At 54.7% G+C, this 17,726-nt stretch carries 16 protein-coding genes and 1 pseudogene; 10 read left to right on the top strand and 7 right to left on the bottom strand.

Annotated elements, in window-relative coordinates; all coding sequences use genetic code 11:
• The 5 genes and pseudogenes from Q7O77_RS05190 to Q7O77_RS05170 all read right to left on the bottom strand — a co-directional run.
• Positions 1-296: pseudogene (locus tag Q7O77_RS05190) on the bottom strand (phospholipid:lipid A palmitoyltransferase); the annotation flags it as partial.
• Between the two features lie 293 nt (positions 297-589).
• Positions 590-1,408, bottom strand: a complete 819-nt coding sequence (gene cysE / locus Q7O77_RS05185) for a serine O-acetyltransferase (protein ID WP_304164000.1) — start codon at positions 1,406-1,408, stop codon at positions 590-592.
• 107 nt (positions 1,409-1,515) lie between these two features.
• On the bottom strand, positions 1,516-2,532 hold the full coding sequence (gene gpsA, locus Q7O77_RS05180) for an NAD(P)H-dependent glycerol-3-phosphate dehydrogenase (protein ID WP_304163998.1): 1,017 nt from the start codon (positions 2,530-2,532) through the stop codon (positions 1,516-1,518).
• The gene (secB, locus tag Q7O77_RS05175; RefSeq protein ID WP_026738436.1) at positions 2,532-3,005 is read right to left on the bottom strand and encodes a protein-export chaperone SecB; all 474 of its coding nucleotides are present in this window, start codon (positions 3,003-3,005) and stop codon (positions 2,532-2,534) included. The genes gpsA and secB overlap by 1 nt, the downstream gene beginning before the upstream one ends.
• A 124-nt stretch (positions 3,006-3,129) precedes the next feature.
• The gene (locus Q7O77_RS05170; RefSeq protein WP_176223460.1) at positions 3,130-3,564 is read right to left on the bottom strand and encodes a rhodanese-like domain-containing protein; all 435 of its coding nucleotides are present in this window, start codon (positions 3,562-3,564) and stop codon (positions 3,130-3,132) included.
• 302 nt (positions 3,565-3,866) lie between these two features.
• Between Q7O77_RS05170 and envC the strand changes: the two genes are divergently transcribed.
• The 7 genes from envC to Q7O77_RS05135 all read left to right on the top strand — a co-directional run bounded on the left by envC (position 3,867) and on the right by Q7O77_RS05135 (position 11,661).
• Positions 3,867-5,144: a murein hydrolase activator EnvC gene (gene envC / locus Q7O77_RS05165; RefSeq protein WP_304163996.1), complete on the top strand. Its 1,278-nt coding sequence runs from the start codon at positions 3,867-3,869 to the stop codon at positions 5,142-5,144.
• Between the two features lie 2 nt (positions 5,145-5,146).
• Positions 5,147-6,100, top strand: coding sequence for a divergent polysaccharide deacetylase family protein (locus tag Q7O77_RS05160; protein WP_304163994.1), 954 nt, complete (start codon positions 5,147-5,149; stop codon positions 6,098-6,100).
• Positions 6,101-6,198: 98 nt separating this feature from the next.
• Positions 6,199-7,131: an ADP-glyceromanno-heptose 6-epimerase gene (rfaD, locus tag Q7O77_RS05155; RefSeq protein WP_085650766.1), complete on the top strand. Its 933-nt coding sequence runs from the start codon at positions 6,199-6,201 to the stop codon at positions 7,129-7,131.
• Between the two features lie 31 nt (positions 7,132-7,162).
• Positions 7,163-8,215: an ADP-heptose--LPS heptosyltransferase RfaF gene (gene rfaF, locus Q7O77_RS05150; RefSeq protein WP_304163992.1), complete on the top strand. Its 1,053-nt coding sequence runs from the start codon at positions 7,163-7,165 to the stop codon at positions 8,213-8,215.
• On the top strand, positions 8,212-9,207 hold the full coding sequence (gene rfaC / locus Q7O77_RS05145; protein WP_304163990.1) for a lipopolysaccharide heptosyltransferase RfaC: 996 nt from the start codon (positions 8,212-8,214) through the stop codon (positions 9,205-9,207). The genes rfaF and rfaC overlap by 4 nt, the downstream gene beginning before the upstream one ends.
• 110 nt (positions 9,208-9,317) lie before the next feature.
• A complete protein-coding gene (locus tag Q7O77_RS05140) occupies positions 9,318-10,700 on the top strand; it encodes an O-antigen ligase family protein (RefSeq protein ID WP_304163988.1) in 1,383 nt (460 codons plus the stop codon).
• Positions 10,701-10,809: 109 nt separating this feature from the next.
• Positions 10,810-11,661, top strand: a complete 852-nt coding sequence (locus Q7O77_RS05135; protein ID WP_085650762.1) for a glycosyltransferase family A protein — start codon at positions 10,810-10,812, stop codon at positions 11,659-11,661.
• An 88-nt stretch (positions 11,662-11,749) separates the two neighbouring features.
• Here Q7O77_RS05135 and Q7O77_RS05130 read toward each other — a convergent pair whose 3' ends face one another.
• Entirely contained in the window at positions 11,750-12,865 is a 1,116-nt protein-coding gene (locus tag Q7O77_RS05130; protein WP_304163985.1) for a glycosyltransferase family 9 protein, read from the bottom strand.
• On the bottom strand, positions 12,866-13,825 hold the full coding sequence (locus Q7O77_RS05125) for a polysaccharide deacetylase family protein (RefSeq protein ID WP_304163983.1): 960 nt from the start codon (positions 13,823-13,825) through the stop codon (positions 12,866-12,868). It lies immediately after the preceding gene.
• Between the two features lie 215 nt (positions 13,826-14,040).
• Between Q7O77_RS05125 and rfaQ the strand changes: the two genes are divergently transcribed.
• The 3 genes from rfaQ to Q7O77_RS05110 are packed head-to-tail and all read left to right on the top strand — an operon-like array spanning position 14,041 to position 17,357.
• Entirely contained in the window at positions 14,041-15,108 is a 1,068-nt protein-coding gene (rfaQ, locus tag Q7O77_RS05120) for a putative lipopolysaccharide heptosyltransferase III (protein ID WP_304163981.1), read from the top strand.
• Complete coding sequence (locus tag Q7O77_RS05115; RefSeq protein ID WP_304163979.1) at positions 15,105-16,232, top strand: glycosyltransferase family 4 protein; 1,128 nt, start codon at positions 15,105-15,107, stop codon at positions 16,230-16,232. Before rfaQ ends, Q7O77_RS05115 begins: the two co-directional genes overlap by 4 nt.
• Before the next feature lie 3 nt (positions 16,233-16,235).
• On the top strand, positions 16,236-17,357 hold the full coding sequence (locus Q7O77_RS05110; RefSeq protein ID WP_304163977.1) for a glycosyltransferase: 1,122 nt from the start codon (positions 16,236-16,238) through the stop codon (positions 17,355-17,357).
• Positions 17,358-17,726: the final 369 nt, after the last annotated feature.

The raw sequence follows: 17,726 nt of genomic DNA, 5'->3' as shown, positions 1-17,726 counted from the left end.
AATGAGTCCTTGAACGCCATCAGGTACAGCCCGTGCCAGTCGCCATCCTCATCCAACCGAGTAACGCCGAAGCCCGCGCCCCAAGGGCGCTCATTGTAACTCTCGGCCTTTTCCTTGTCGTACGCCCAGCGGTTATGCCAGGTTATCGCCGGTACATAGAGGTCGTAGGACTGCGGAGAATTCCAGGTCGTGGACAGGTTGGTTTTGGCGCGTTGCCAGAATCCCGTCTCGGATGACGTCGTTTCCTTCTCACTCGCACTGATGGAAACGTTATTGGAACCGACCTCCTCAGCCATAACAGGCGCCGAGAGGACGGATAACAGAGGTAAACACCGCGAAGGTACAGCTAATTTCAACAACATATCCAGTTCTCAATCACTCATAAAACGCGCGCAGACGCCGTCAAGGCGGTATCCTTTCAGATGTTGCAGCGATAGGGAAAAATAGAAATAACACGTGTGGTCTCAGGCAGAAAAAGTCGCATCGCGCTTCAGGATGATCGCGCCACGAAGGCAAGGGACGCAATGCGTTTCACCTGCCTGTGGCGCCTCAATCCGAAGTGCGTGAAGAGCATAAAGGTCGACGATGCTCAAATGCCGTCTCCGTATTCAAAGCCGCGAGCACCGTTAAAGTACTGATCCATATCCATGGAGGGTTTATCTGTTTCAGGACGGCCCACAATGCGCGCGGGGACACCAGCGGCAGTGGTATGAGGGGGGACAGGTTGCAGCACCACGGAACCGGCGCCGATTTTGGCTCCACATCCCACCTCAATGTTTCCTAAAATTTTAGCGCCAGCGCCGATCATCACCCCTTCACGGATTTTGGGATGGCGATCGCCGGTGGTTTTGCCGGTCCCGCCCAGCGTGACCGACTGAAGAATTGATACATCGTTTTCCACAACTGCGGTTTCGCCGATGACGATCCCCGTCGCATGGTCCAGCATGATGCCGCAGCCGATGCTCGCCGCAGGATGGATGTCCACCCCGAAGGAAACGGATATCTGATTTTGAAAGTAGGCCGCCAGCGCCCGACGATCCTGCTGCCAAAGCCAATGACCGATGCGATAGGCCTGCAACGCGTGAAACCCTTTCAGGTAGAGCAAAGGCGTTGAGTATTTATCCACCGCCGGATCGCGCAGGCAGACGGCCTGAATATCCCGGGCGGCAGAGACAATCATTTGAGGTTCGGCCCGGTAGGCCTCTTCCAGCACTTCACGGATAGCAATGGCGGGCATGGTGGAGCTGGCCAACTTGTTTGCCAGCATGTAGCTCATCGCGCTGCCCAGATTCTCGTGTTTCAGCAACGTCGCATGGAAAAAACTGGCCAGCATGGGTTCGCAGTCAGCCAGACTGCGCGCCTCATCTTTGATGTTTTTCCAGACCAGCTCTAATTCATCATTCGACATTGCAACCATCCTCCGAAGTCCATCGCGTGCTAAAGTCATGTCTTCTCTACGCAAGGCAAAACGAGATAGCCGCCGTCAAACGACGATTCGTTTTCCTTGAAAAGGGATTAGCTGGCGCTCTCGTCTTTGCGCGACCGGCCTAGCAGGCTTAGCGCGGCTTCTCGTGCATCTTTGCCGCAGTAAAGCACCTGCCACAGCTGTTCGGTAATCGGCATCTCGACGTTAAGACGCGTTGAAAGGGCCATGACCTCTTTCGTATTGCGGTAGCCTTCGACAACCTGTCCAATCTGGTCACGGGCTGCATCAACGCTCATCCCTTGCCCCAGCATCATGCCGAACCGTCGGTTACGCGACTGATTGTCGGTACAGGTCAGGACCAAATCGCCCAACCCAGCCATCCCCATAAACGTCGAGGGGTCCGCCCCCAGCGCAACGCCCAGGCGCGTCATCTCGGTCAGGCCGCGGGTAATTAATGCTGTACGGGCATTCGCGCCGAAGCCCATCCCGTCAGACATTCCCGCGCCGATAGCGATCACGTTTTTCACCGCGCCGCCCAGCTGCACGCCAATAAAGTCCGGATTGCGATAAACCCGGAAACTTTTGCCACAGTGCAGAAGTTCCTGCAAATCATCGGCAAACTGGCTGTCCGTCGACGCCAGCGCGATAGCGGTAGGCAGGCCGGCAGCCAACTCTTTGGCGAATGTCGGTCCCGACAGCACCGCCAAAGGTATTGCGTCGCCCAACGCTTCTCGTGCAACGTCCTGCAATAGACGTCCGGTTTCGGCTTCCAGCCCTTTGGTCGCCCAAACGATGCGCGCATCCGCACGCAGATAAGGCTTGATCTGGCGCAGCACGTCGCCGAACACATGGCTCGGCACGACCACCAGAATATTTTGGCTGGCGGCCACGGCACGCGTCAGATCGCTCTCCAGCAGCAGCGTATCCGGGAAAGGCACATCCGGCAGGAACGCCTGGTTGCACCGGGCATCCTGCAACGCCTGCACGTGGACAGGGTCATGTCCCCAGAGCACAACATGATGGCCGTTGCGCGCCAGTGTGATCGCCAGTGCGGTGCCGTAAGATCCGGCACCGATAACGGTCATGGAAGCGTCAGGCATGTTCATCAGGCATCCAGCTGAGGCGCTGCGGCGCCTTCTTCGGATGCTTGCTGTTCCAGGTAGTTCATGAACAACGCATCAAAGTTGACCGGGGCCAGGTTCAGCTGCGGGAAGGTACCGCGGGAAACCAGGCTGGTGATGCATTCACGCGCATACGGGAACAGAACGTTCGGGCAGTAAGCACCCAGGCAGTGAGCCAGCTGCGGGCCTTCCAGACCGGAAACGGTGAAAATACCCGCCTGCTGAACTTCACACAGGAACGCCGTTTCTTCACCCAGCAGCGCAGTCACCGTGACGCGCAGCACCACTTCATAGACGTCGTCAGCCAGCTGGCTTGACGCCGTATCCAGATCCAGTTTGACCTCAGGGCTCCACTCTTGCTGAAACACCTGCGGTGCTTTCGGCGCTTCGAAAGAGATATCTTTGGTGTAGATACGCTGGATTTGGAATGAGGTTTCGACGTTGTTGTGTTCGGACATAGTTAAAAATACCTTTTGTTAGATTTCCTTGACGCGCTTCCCTGTCTGCGGAAAGTCAACGCCAGCGCTAAGGGCCCCGCGCCCGGTCAATCATTGCCGCGGACGCGACGCACGGCCGTCTCTGTTACTTGCCGCGAACCAATGGCAGGTTTTCACCGCTCCAGCCCGCAAGACCGTCTTTCAGAATCACAACACGGGTAAAGCCCGCGTTAAAGAGCTGCTCGGCTGACTGACGAGAGGACATCCCGTTAGCGCAGACCACGATGACGGGCTGAGCCTTGTGCTTTTCGAGTTCGCCCAGGCTACCGTTTTTAATATCGTTAGGTAACAGGTTGATGGAGCTGGCGATGTGTCCACGGCGATACTCTTCGCGCGTACGCAGATCCACAACGACCGCATCTTCTTTGTTAATCAGTCGGATTGCTTCTGTACGAGCAACATCCTTCACCTTCGAAAACTTACTCTTAAACGTAAGCACGATGACCAGAACAAGCAACACAACCCAAGCCAGGCTGAGGATCGGGTGTCTGCTAACGAATGGCATGATCTCTTGCATAATGTCTTGCATGAGGTGTAACGACTCCGGAATCAGTTAAGCAATCAATATTGAGGTGTTTGAGTATACCTGCGCGATAGGGCAATTACAGCCTGAAAGCCAATATCGCCGAGTGAATCTGCGCGTAGCTACATAAAAACCCGCCAGAAAGCGGCACGCGCAATCATTTTATGCGGAGACGCTTCCACTTATCTATTATTGATCTCATTGCGGCCTGCGTCGGCATCTCTCGCACACAGTTGGTAATAGAAACCCTGAGTGAGACAACTGGTCAGCGGCTGTGCATCGTGGAATAATCCATCATCATGAATAAAAGCGCGTTTTCTGTACCGTTAGGGTCAACTGACCGCCAACGTCGGCGACTTCGCTACGCCAGTGCATTATGCATTGGCGCTTTGCTGTTGCCGTTCCGCAGCGGAGCCGACGACAGTCAGCAGCAACTCAAATCTCTGCAGCAGAATATCGCTGCTAAAGAGAAAAGCGTGAAAGAGCAGCAACAGCGACGCAGCGCTCTGTTGGAGCAGTTAAAACGCCAGGAACAGTCGATTTCACAATCCAGCCGTCAGCTGAGGGAAACGCGCGGCACATTGGAGAACCTGGCGCAGGAAATTAAAACCCTGAACGCCTCCATTGCCAAACTGCAGTCGCGCCAGAAAACGCAGGAGCAATTGCTCTCACAGCAGCTGGATGCAGCCTTCCGTCAGGGTCAGCACAGCGGAATTCAACTCATTCTGAGCGGCGAGGAAAGCCAGCGTCGCGAACGTATTCTGGCGTATTTCGGCTATCTGAATCAGGCCCGTCAGGAATCTATCGCGCATCTGCAGCAAACCCGCACCGACCTCGCCCAGCAAAAAGAGGCGCTGGGCGATCGGCTGGCACGTCAGCAAAGTTTGCTCAGTGAACAGCAGCAGCAGCAGAAAACCCTGGAACAGGCCCAGGGAGAACGCCAGAAAACGCTGAGCACGCTCGAAAGCACGCTGGAAAAAGATCAGCAGCAGTTGACCGAACTGCGTCAGAACGAAACCCGTCTGCGCGACAAAATCGCCCGCGCCGAACGGGACGCGCGCGCGCGCGCCGAGCGCGAAGCCCGAGAGGCGGCACGCGTCAGAGAGAAAGAAGATAAGGCAAAACGCAGCGGCACCCGTTATACCCCCACCGATAGCGAACGTTCTCTGATGGCGCGCACCGGCGGGCTGGGAAGACCTGATGGACAGGCCGTCTGGCCGATTCGCGGTCAAACCCTGCACCGTTACGGCGAGCCATTGCAGGGTGAACTCCGCTGGAAAGGCCTGGTGATCGGGGCGCAGGAAGGCACCGAGGTCAAAGCCATCGCCGACGGCAGCGTGCTCATGGCCGACTGGCTGCAAGGCTACGGTCTGATGGTGGTGGTCGAACACGGTAAAGGTGACATGAGCCTGTATGGATATAACCAGAGCGCACTGGTGTCCGTCGGCGACAAGGTCAAGGCAGGACAACCTATTGCGCTCGTCGGCACCAGCGGCGGACAAAGCCAGCCGGCGCTCTATTTCGAAATTCGACGTCAAGGTCAGGCCGTTAACCCACTCCCCTGGTTAGGAAGGTAGTTTTGCGTCCATTCATTTTTCGCGTTATCTCGGCTATTACCCTGTGTGGTCTGATGGTTCCCGCCTGGGCAGGCAAACTGTCTATCGTTATCGACGACTTCGGCTACCGCCTCCACAATGAACGTCAGGTGTTGGCCATGCCGACGGCCATTTCCGTCGCGGTATTGCCAAACGCGCCGAACGCGCGAGAGATGGCGACGGAAGCCCACCAGCAGGGCCGCGAAGTCCTGATCCATTTGCCTATGGCACCGATGAGCAAGCAGCCGCTAGAGCGAGACACACTTCGACCGGACATGAGCAGCGAAGAAGTTCAACGCATTCTGCGTGAAGCGGTCGGCAAAGTACCTTACGCCGTCGGGCTGAATAACCATATGGGCAGCGCCATGACCGCCAGCCTGCCGGGGATGCAGAAAGTCATGCAGGCCATGACCGCTTATCATCTCTACTTTTTGGACAGTATGACGATAGGCAGCAGCCAGGCCAGCCGCGCGGCGGAAGGCACTGGCGTCAAAGTCGTCAAACGCAGAGTGTTTCTGGATGATAGTCAGAACGAAGCCGACATTCGTCAACAGTTCAGTCGAGCCGTTGAGCTGGCTCGCCGCAACGGCTCCGCCATCGCTATCGGCCATCCGCATCCCAATACCATCCGCGTACTGCAACAAATGTTGCCCACGCTGCCCTCCGATATCGTCTTGGTGCGGCCTAGCCAGCTATTAAACGAACCTCAGGAACCCCAGCGGTACCGACCTTTGCCGGTTTATACCGCCTCGAAACACACGTTCCGTTCGCCACAGCAGTGCCGGGCTAAACGCCCGTTGTCGCCGATGCCTCAACCGCAGGTGCTTAGCCAACTTGGCGAGAACATGAGCCACAGCGCTCCCGTCGTCTATCTCAAGCAACGTTGGCAGACCTGGATGGGCGATCCCATCATCAGTACCCCGCCGACAGAAAAATAATGCCAGGCTGTCCGCTGGAAAATGAAATGCTATGATAGCGCCCAATAGATAGCGTGAGGCGCGGTGCCTCACTTAACAGCTTAGCAAGGGTCATTCCCATGATTATCGTGACTGGCGGCGCCGGTTTCATCGGCAGCAATATCGTAAAAGCGTTGAATGACACGGGTTACCGCGACATTCTGGTAGTTGATAACCTGAAAGACGGCACCAAGTTCGCCAACCTCGCGGATCTGGATATCGCCGACTACATCGACAAAGAAGATTTCATCGCCAATATCGTCGCCGGCGACGATTTGGGTGATATCGAAGCGATTTTCCATGAGGGCGCCTGCTCTTCCACCACCGAGTGGGACGGCAAGTACATGATGGATAACAACTATCAGTACTCAAAAGAGGTGCTGCATTACTGTCTGGAACGCAGCATTCCCTTCCTGTATGCCTCTTCCGCCGCCACCTATGGCGGACGCAGCAACAACTTCGTGGAAGAGCGTCAGTTCGAACAACCGCTGAATGTATACGGCTACTCCAAGTTCCTGTTCGATCAGTACGTGCGTGAAATTCTGCCGCACGCTGGCTCCCAAATCTGCGGCTTCCGCTATTTCAACGTCTACGGACCGCGCGAAGGTCATAAAGGCAGCATGGCCAGCGTGGCGTTCCACCTGAACCAGCAGATCCACCAGGGCGAAAATCCGAAGCTGTTCTCCGGTAGCGAAAACTTCAAACGCGACTTCGTTTATGTCGCCGACGTCGCCGCCGTGAACCTGTGGTTCTGGAAGCAGGGCGTATCCGGTATTTTCAACTGCGGAACCGGCCGTGCTGAGTCATTCCAGGCCGTCGCCGACGCCGTACTGGATTACCACAAAACCGGCAGCGTTGAGTACATTCCCTTCCCGGAAAAACTGCAGGGCCGCTATCAGTCCTACACGCAGGCGGATCTGACCAAACTGCGCGCGGCCGGTTATGACAAACCGTTCCACTCCGTCGCTGAAGGCGTAGCCGACTACATGGCCTGGCTTAACCGCGACGCATAATCCTGCGTGACCGTAGGGGATCTCGAACGGTATGAAAATTCTGGTAATCGGCCCGTCCTGGGTTGGCGACATGATGATGTCGCACAGTCTTTATCGCACACTCAAGGCCGAACACCCGGATGCCGTCATCGACGTGATGGCACCGGCCTGGTGCCGTCCGCTGCTGGCTCGCATGCCGGAAGTCAATCAGGCGCTAGCCATGCCGCTGGGCCACGGCGCGCTGCAACTGGGCGAACGCCGTCGTCTGGGGGTCGCTCTTCGCCCCCAGCGCTACGATCGCGCGTACGTGCTGCCCAACTCATTCAAATCCGCATTGGTGCCATTCTTCGCGCAGATACCGCAGCGTACCGGCTGGCGCGGTGAAATGCGCTACGGGCTGTTGAATGATGTCCGCGTATTGGATAAAGCGGCCTTTCCGCTGATGGTGCAGCGTTACGTCGCACTCGGCTATGACTCGAAAACCATTAGTAGTGCGAACGATCTCCCCGCGTCGCTGCCATGGCCGCAGCTACAGGTCTCCGAGGCCGAAATTGCGGCGGCCATCGCCGAGTTCAGCCTGCCGGGCGAGCGACCGCTGATCGGATTCTGTCCCGGTGCGGAATTTGGCCCTGCCAAACGCTGGCCGCATTACCACTATGGCGCATTGGCTCAGGCGCTGATCGAACGCGGCTATCAGGTGGCGCTGTTCGGTTCGGCCAATGACCGTCAGGCGGGCGAAGACATTCGCGACACCCTGACGACAGAGGCGAAGACGTTTTGCTTCAATCTGGCGGGTAATACCTCGTTGGATCAGGCCGTCGTGCTGCTCGCCGCCTGCCGCGCCGTAGTCAGCAACGACTCCGGGCTAATGCATGTCGCCGCCGCGCTCAATCGTCCACTCGTCGCTCTCTACGGTCCCAGCAGCCCCGACTTTACTCCGCCACTCTCCAGAGAGGCGGAAGTGATCCGCTTGATCAGCGGCTATCATCGCGTGCGCAAAGGCGACGCGGAGCAGGGTTACCACCAGAGTCTGATCGACATTCAGCCGCAACAGGTGTTGAACGCGTTGGAAAAGCATGTGAATGAGCGAGGAGCGCAGGCATGAGAGTGCTGATCGTAAAAACCTCCTCCATGGGAGATGTTCTGCACACCCTTCCCGCGTTGACCGACGCTATGCACGCCGTGCCAGGCATCCAGTTCGACTGGGTGGTGGAAGAGGGATTTGCCCAGATCCCTGGCTGGCACCCGGCCGTTGACCGGGTGATTCCGGTTGCGATTCGCCGCTGGCGCAAAAATTGGTTCAGCGCCGCCGTTCGCCAGGAGCGTTCAACGTTCAAGCGGCTGCTGCGGTCCCGGCGTTACGACGCGGTCATCGACGCGCAGGGACTGATCAAAAGCGCGCTGCTGGTCACGCGTCTGGCACGAGGAAATAAGCACGGGCTGGACTGGAAGAGCGCTCGCGAGCCGCTGGCCAGCTGGTTTTATCAATACCGCCATCGGGTGGCGCGCGAGCAGCATGCCGTCGAGCGCATTCGTGAACTGTTTGCTATCAGCCTGAACTATCGCCGTCCTGCAGACACCGGGGATTACGCGATTGCCGCTAAATTCTTGGCTTCACCGCCAGAAGACGCCGGGCGTTATCTGGTCTTTCTGCACGCCACCACCCGCGACGAAAAGCACTGGCCGGAAGATCACTGGCGCGAACTGATCGCACTGATGCAACCGAGTGGTCTGCGTATCAAACTGCCGTGGGGAGCGGAACATGAGCATCAGCGCGCAGAGCGACTCGCGAAAGGTTTCCCCCATGTCGACGTTCTGCCGCGACTGAATCTGGAACAGGTATCGACGGTATTGGCCGGAGCTAAAGCCGTTGTCTCAGTAGATACCGGGCTCAGTCATCTGACGGCGGCGCTCGATCGGCCAAATATTACGCTCTATGGCCCGACAGATCCGGGATTAATTGGGGGGTACGGGAAAAATCAAATCGCTGTCGTATCTCATGATAAAACGATGCGTTCAATAACGAGCGATGATATTTTTTCTCGCTTGCCGCTCGATGAAAAATCATGCTTTCTGACTATAAAAAATGACAAATAAGAATATTCCTCCTCATAATTGGGCTGTTTTAATGTCATGTTTAACCATGATTATACTAAAACATACAAAATGAAAAATTGGGAGCTGGGGATTCTTCCCGGAAGGTAACTATGTCGATATCTAGCCATAAACCCATTGCGCTATTTTTACTGATAATAACGTTATTGCTGTGCTCTTTTTGGGCTATTCCCAATAACCTCTTACCTTTCCATCGGAATTTACTTATTTACAGTGCCTTCGTCTTTTCATTGTTACTGTTTTTTAAAGACCGACGCTTTTTGCAAAATTTAGACACAGGTAAATTAAAAAATGCATTAACGGTGTTAGGCATAATGACCGCCGTAACACTATCCTGTGCGCTATTACTTTCACCCCATTTACATGACGCATTGAGAGCCTGGCAAAGTCAATGGATGAGGCCGCTCATGCTATTTATTTATGGTTTGGTTTTTCATGCGATTGTTGTATTCAACTTTCCAAACCTAAGCTATAAAAAAATAATTACCGCCGTCATTTTGAGTTTTTGGGCACCCATTTTTCTCCATATTTTGACGATCGCGTTTATCTATTTCAATTCCGGCGTCATTATGTGGGGAGAAACCTATATCTTCACATCACGTCTGGAACTCAGCTTTCAAATCAACCTGATAAGTATCATCATTTTTTCTGATTTACTATTACGCATATTGGAAAATCGGCGTCTGCTGACGTTGAATACCGGCGTTGTGGTCGCGTTGATTATCTCTAACGTCATCGCTACCGGGCTGGCAAATACCCGCTGGGGAACGGTGGGTATGATCTTCGGAATATTATCCATCAGCCTGATATTCATTATCAGAAAAATCCATGCTATTAATTTGTGGAAACTAAGTATCTATACACTGCTTATTCTCTCGACTGTGGTAAGCGTTGGTCTATTTTCTTATGAAAAAGATCCACGCTGGAAAAGCATCAGGGAGGATGTAGAAATTGGTTGGAATGCCCCCAGCAATAGCTTTTGTTTTATATTTAATAGCCCCGAACGCGTAATACCCGTTCATGCAGACGGTACACCCGTCAGTCATTCCAACGCATGTCGTATTGCCTATGTCCATCAGGCTACGGATTTTATTTTTGAACATCCGTTAGGTATTGGCACCAGTAAAACTGCCTTTTTACAACGATTGCATGAGAAATATCATAATCCGCTGATCGATATCAGCCATAGCCACAGCGGTATTTTGGAATATGGTTTGCAATATGGTGTTATCGGAATTCTGCTTTGGGTTATTTATAATATTATGATATTTAAAATATCCATTCGCGCCTTTTTCAAAGAAAACAAAACCGTCGGCGTAGTGCTATTAATTCTATCAAGTGGATTTTTCTTCCGATCAATGGTCGACAGAATATTATTAGATCATTACATGGAAGAATATATGTTCCTGAGCGGGCTACTCCTGGGGATTATTGCCTACAAACCAGCACCTTCTGAGCAGATAGCCAACGGTTAAAGGTAAACAGAATATCATTCAAGTCATGGTGATATTCTGTTTTTCATTGCATACGGTGTTTTCAAATATATAATAACTTTAGATAAATTATTATTACATACAGGCCATCATGGAAAATATTCGAGAAATTAACAGGGTTGATAAGTCACATATCAAACTGAGCTACGTCACTCACTTTTATTGCAACCAAAGCGACATCGAATCCGTTACTTCACTGCTGCGCGAGTACGAGCAGTACTCCCCCGAGCTGCTGGATGTCATCCAGTTTGTCATCGTCGACGACGGCTCCCCGGTCAGCTACGACATTCCCGAATTCAACCTGAACCTCATCTGGATCAAGATCAACGAGAACATTCCATGGAATCAGGCCGGTGCACGGAACCTCGGCGTCCTCTACGCCAAGTCCGATAAAATCGTGATGACCGATCTCGACCATATCATCCATGAAAATACGCTGCGCTACATGGCGGACAGACGCAATCCGGGACGCACCTTCTTTAAGCTCTATCGCAACTCGCCGGAAAACCCGCAGAAAATCTATAAAGGCCACTCCAACCTATTCTTTATGTCCCGCGCCCGATTCATGCGCTTTTTCGGCTACGACGAGGAATTCGCGGGCAATTACGGCGCGGAAGATTATCGCTTCGTGAAATATCAGAAGTACCACGGATCCATTCAGCGTTATTTATCAAAGAAATACTTGTGTTCAGAAAGGAATGTGAACCGCAATAAGTCCTATCACACGCTGGAGCGCGATCTCTCAGCCAACACGCCCGTCGATGATAAAAAGAAACATGAGATCGAGACCTACGGCGAGGAGTTTGGGCACAGCAGGATGTTCCTGAACTTCAGCTGGAGCATCGTGAAAAACGTCCACCGCACGCCGCCGGCGCGTAAGAAAAATACGCTCTGGAAACCGATGTGGTGGTTTAGATACCTGTTCGGTTTTCTGGCCCGCTAAATACAACGCCCCTCGACTTCCGTCAGGGGCGTTTTAACTGACCCGAAAGCACCGTCAACGACAGTCGTTGCTGCCAAGCAGCCTTAGCTTAGCGGGTCACGTCGTCCGCCGTCACCTTTATCCGTTCGATACGGCGCTGTACCTTGGCAATCACCTGCTGCGGCGTGATCGCTTTCATCACATCCCCCTGTTGAATCGCGAGATTGTTGGTGGCGCCATAAATCACATCGTGCAGCTCGGGATCTTGATACGGGCCAGTGCTGTGCGGCTCCGCGGTCACAAACAGACTCACCGTTGGCACCCTGAGTGCAATCGCGATGTGCAAAGGTCCCGTGTCCCCGGTCACTAACACATCCATACCCTTGAGCAGCCCCGCGAGTTCTTTAAGACTGGACGAACCAACATGATTGATGACGCGATGATGCAGCGCAGGGTCCAACTGTCGAAGCAGATGTTCAACCAGCGAACTGTCGCCCGCCCAGCCGGTCAGTGCGATCTTGCAAGTCGGGTCCGACACAAGAAAATGCTCAGCCACCGCGGCGAAATTCTCCACCGGCCAGCACCGCTCAGACGTCGAGGCTCCCATCTGAAAACCAATCACCGTTCCACGCCCGATGTTGTCGACCGACGGCACCGCAAAAGGAACGCGCATGCTGATATCGCTGATATCCGCGCCCAGCATGGAAACCAACTCCAGCTTGCGTTGAATGACATGGCCACGAAATCCGATGACATACCCCGCCAGCCAGCGATCCATTAGCTCAATCCCGTCAATATAGTTGTCGCGCAGCACATATTTCGCACCCGACATGACGGCACTCAGATAATCATAGGGATCGTGTGAATGCAGAATGATGGCCAAATCCGGTTCACCTAGTTGGCGAATGTCCCGAACCAACTGAGGAACCGTTTTGATTTTGGTATTCCAGCATACGACGTGCTGCCAGTCTTTCCCCTCGTCGACGAAGGCTTCCAGCTTCTTATGCACGACCAGCGTGATCTTCGCCTGCGGAAAGCGCTGGCGCACCGCATGGATGGCCGGCGTGTTAAACATCAGGTCGCCCAGTGCGGTCGTAGAATAAATGACGATGTGAGAGAACGAATTCTCAGTGACGAGATCCTGAGCGGGTTTTAACCGCCCATGACTGCGGGTGTACATCCGTAAAAACAGGTCAACGAGTTTAAATTTCCAGCCTTTCTTCATCTAAACAGCCTTAATTTCCTGATAATATCCTGACAACGTTTTCCCCTCCGCTTTGTCCGCAAGCCAGGCGAAAAACATGTCCAGGTCGCGATATAGAGTCTCTATGTGTTGCTCAGTAGAAAATGTCGGGCTGCCTCCCGGCATAAGTTCGGACGAATGAAGCATGAACTCAATATAGTCACTGCCCTCCTCCAGGGTCTTTGCCACCACCGACTCCATCTGGCGCAGGTTGCCGCCTTTAGGCCTCACCCAGTTCACGGAAGCGCTGCGCTGTTTTCCGCGCAGGCGATCGTACATCTGGGTCATCGCGTTGAGAAAACCACTGTGCTTGTACTGAATGCTCATTGGCACTTCCAGCAACGTGGAGTTACCCGGCTGTGCAATGTTATTCGGGTCCATGAAGTAAGCGTGGTGCGGGAAATGGCTGTAGTCGGTGCCGCCTTGCCCGTTCGGGTCGCCCGACGAAAACCGCCAGTTCACCCGCGGCGTGACGGAACAGTCAATCTCATAGCCGTACTCCATCAACAGCTGAACGTAGTCTTCATTCAATGCCCAGCGGCCAGAACGATGGCTCCGGATTTTGCGCTGGAACGTATCTTCGAGTAACGACGTCATGTACTCGATTTTCTGTCGCATCAGCGCTTTGGGGTATTCGATCAGATAAGGTTTATAGCGCCAATCATCCCCGGTCAGATCAAACTCAGGCGGATTATTCCAGGCATGCAGATGCATCCCCACCTCTCCTTGATCTCGGGCGATGACGTCTCGGGCAAACTCGACGTAGGCGGGGTCTATGGCCATTTCGTAATTTGTCAGCCAGGTCGTCTTAAAACCATATTGTTCACAGAGCTGCTGAAACCGTGGCAAATAATGAGAATTCCTGGTCGTAATCCGGTCATTATTTTGCCAAAGATTGTCTCCTTCCGTGTCGATCGTGATGATAAATGCTGGTTTACACATGGAAATTGCCGCCTGATAATCTGGGGACGTTAAGTCACTTAAGCCGGTGACGCGGGCAGCCTTAACCGCTCTTGTCGCCGTGAAAAGTAATTATTGTAACTACGCATATTGCTACGTAGGTTAAACGGCGAACGAAGTTCTCCGGGGATCAATAGTAGCCACTCATGGCGATGTCATCTAAAATCGCCCTCTGCTTGCAATGAGAAACGCCGCTGATGAATCACGCCACAGCCCATGCCGTCAGGCATATTCTGCTGATAAAATTTCGCCATCATGGCGACATGTTATTGACCACTCCGGTTATCAACACCCTGAGTCAAACCTATCCGGACGCCCAAATCGATGTGCTGCTGTACCTTGAAACCCAGGACATGCTGGCCGCCAATCCACGCATCCATCGTATTTTCGCCATCGACCGCCAATGGAAAAAACAGGGGCTGCGGACTCAACTCAGCAAAGAGTGGCAGCTGATTAACCAGCTGCGTCATCAGCGCTACGATCTCGTTATCAACCTGGCCGATCAGTGGCGAAGCGCCTTGATAGCGAAACTGACCGGCGCGCCGATTCGGTTGGGGTTTGACTTTAATAAACGTCAGCATCCGCTGTGGCGCTATTGCCACACTGAGTTGGCCAGCACGGCGCAACATGCGCACCAGCACACCGTGGAGCAAAACCTCTCCATTCTCTCGCCGCTGGGGATGTCCTCCGTCAGCACGCAGGTCACGATGGGCTATACCGCCGAAGACTGGGCGCAGTGTCAGGAAAAGCTGCAACAGCAGCAGGTCGACGGCCCCTACATCGTCGTCCAGCCCACCTCCCGCTGGCTGTTCAAGTGCTGGAGCGAAGAGAAGATGGCGGCGGCGATTTCCGCACTGCAACAGGACGGACACACCGTCGTCGTGACATCCGGACCGGATGCTAAAGAACAACAGATGGTCTCCAATATTCTCGCCCGCTGTCCGGATGAAGGCGTCGTCTCGCTGTCAGGCCAGCTGACGTTGCGCCAGCTGGCGGCGCTCATCGACCATGCCCGCCTGTTTTTGGGCGTTGATTCCGTTCCCATGCATATGGCCGCCGCCCTGCAAACGCCCAGCATCGCTCTGTTTGGCCCATCGAAACTTCACTTCTGGCGTCCCTGGCAGGCGCCGGGAGAAGTGATCTGGGCCGGTGACTACGGCACGCTACCCGACCCGGATGATATCGATACCGGGACACAACAACGCTATCTCGACCTGATCCCCGTCGAGGCGGTCACGGCCGCGGCACGGAGACAACTATCATGAGTCATTTTCGCCTCGCCATCGTGCGGCAGAAATATCGGCCGGACGGCGGCGCAGAACGCTTTGTGAGCCGGGCGCTGGAAGCGCTGGAAGAGGAAGATTTACAGCTGAACGTCATCACGCGTCAGTGGCAGGGTGAAAAAAAGCCGGACTGGCATTTGCACCTGTGTAATCCTCGCTACTGGACCCGAGTCGGACGTGAGCGTGGATTTGCCGACGCCGCCCGCGCGCTGTGGCAGCAAGAGCAGTTCGATTTGGTACAAAGTCACGAGCGCATCGCAGGATGCGACATTTATCGGGCTGGCGATGGCGTTCATCGTCGCTGGCTAATGCAGCGCGCGCGTCTGCTACCCGCCTGGCGAAAACCGCTGCTCTTCTCCAACCGCTTCCATCGCTACGTCATGCAGGCGGAAGGCGAGATGTATCGGGCGCCGCAGCTAAAAGCGGTCATCTGCAACGCAGAGCTGATTAAACAGGAAATTATCGAAGATTTCGGGCTCAGTGCGGACAAGATCCACGTGATTTACAACGCCATCGACAGCACGCGATTTTTACCCGCAGAAGAGTCGCAGCGCCGGGCAATGCGCGTCGCTCTTGCGCTGCCGCAAAACGCCTGTGTGATGGTCTACGTCGGCTCCGGCTTCGAACGTAAAGGACTGGCGGCGGCCATTCGGGCCATTGCCGGAACGGACCGCTACCTGATCGTTGTCGGGCAGGATAAGGCGGAACGTCAATACCGGGCGCTGGCCGCATCGCTGGGATGCGAGTCGAGAGTACGCTTTACCGGTATGCAGAAAGATCCACAGCCTTACTATCATGCCGCCGACGGTCTGCTGCTCCCCACGCTCTACGACCCCTTCCCCAACGTGATTCTGGAAGCGATGGCCTGCGGGCTGCCGGTCATCACAACCACCACCTGCGGCGGATCGGAGTTTATCCGGGGCGGCGAAAATGGTTTCGTCTGCGATGCGCTGGATATCCCGGCGCTGACCGATGCCGTGATGGCGCTGCCCGCCGCCGCACCCGGCAGCCGCATGGGCGCCGCGGCGCGCGCGCGCATTATCGATGCGTCGCCGCAGAAGCTTTCTCAGCAGCTGATCTCGCTCTATCAAACCCTATTGGACTAACGCATGCGTATCTTGATGATCATCGACGGTCTGCCCGGCGGCGGCGCAGAAAAAGTGGTGTTGACGCTAGCGGCGGGCTTCGTCGCCCAACAGCACCAGGTTTCGCTTTTTTCGCTGCGCGACGTCTGCGAATACCCTGTGCCGGAAGGCGTGGATTATCAGACAATCACCGACCATAGCCGCGCCCCCTGGCGCAAGCTCACCGAGCTGCGCCGCCGCGCCGCCATGCTGGATACGGCAATCCAACGTGCGCAAGCGCAGCAGGGGCCGTTCGATCTGGTGTTGTCAAACCTGCACAAGACCGACCGTATTGTGTCCCGCAGCCGGGCGCTGAATCCCGACAACGTCTGGTTCTGCCTGCACGGCATGTTTTCCCCGTCCTATCTCGGCCATCGAACCGGCCTTTCCCGCTGGTTTAAACGCGTTAAGATTCAGCGGGTCTATCAGCAGCGCAATATCGTTGCGGTATCTCAGGCGGTACTGTCGGATTTACAAAACGCCTTCCGGGTACGCCCGTCAGATGCGGCGGTTATCAACAATCCGTTTGATTTCGAGGCGATAGCCGCACTCGCTGACCAGCCGTGCGAACGCGCTGGGACAGATTATCTGGTACACGTCGGCCGCTTTCATCCCAATAAACGCCATGACCGCCTGATCCGCGCCTATGCGCTAAGCGGCATCGAGATACCGCTGGTGCTGCTGGGTAAAGGTAAGGACGAGGAAGTACAACGCATACGACAACTGGCCACCGAGTTGGGCGTGGCCGACCGCGTTATCTTTCAAGGATTCTGCGACAACCCTTACCCTTATATCCGCCATGCCCGCCTGCTGGTATTGAGCTCTGACAGCGAAGGCTTCGGCAACGTACTGGTTGAAGCGTTGAGTTGCGGAACGCCGGTTGTCAGCACCCGCTGCCCCGGAGGGCCGGAAGAAATCCTAACCGGTCCGCTGGCCCAAGGTCTGGCGGAGTTGTCCGACGACTCGCTGGCGGCAACGCTAAAATCGGTACTGGCCTCTCCGCCGGAAATCGATAAGTCCCAGCTCGAGCGCTACCGTATCGACGCCATATGCGCAGCCTATCTCGCTCTCGGGACGCATCGACCGTCCCACTCGTCCTCTCGATAACGACAAAGCGGCCGTGACGGGCCGCTTCTCACACTCTTACGGCCTTCAGCCTTGGCGTAGCCGCGACGTAAAACATAGAAACTCCCCCCAGTGTTATTAACATTCCGACTTCTCCTTTCATGCCCTGCGGCGATGTCGGGATTTATCTGAAAGAGAGGGATATAACACCCACCGGGTGCCCGCATTGACGAACTGGCATTGTCAATTGTTCACAGAAAAATAGACGAACAGGGACTATTTTGTTTCGTTTTTTTCATCGGAAGAAAATGGGCTGTCATGGGAAATAATATTGAGCGGTAGTCAAAACGCTATTTTTTTCGGCATGCTTCACACCAAAGAGAATCGTTATCGAGAAAACAAGAAAAGATG

The sequence above is a fragment of the Lonsdalea britannica genome (genome assembly GCF_946477055.1).
GTDB classification, from domain to species: domain Bacteria; phylum Pseudomonadota; class Gammaproteobacteria; order Enterobacterales; family Enterobacteriaceae; genus Lonsdalea; species Lonsdalea britannica_A.
The sequence above is the reverse complement of the archived record's forward strand: the minus strand, read 5'-3'. Positions and strand labels throughout refer to the sequence as shown.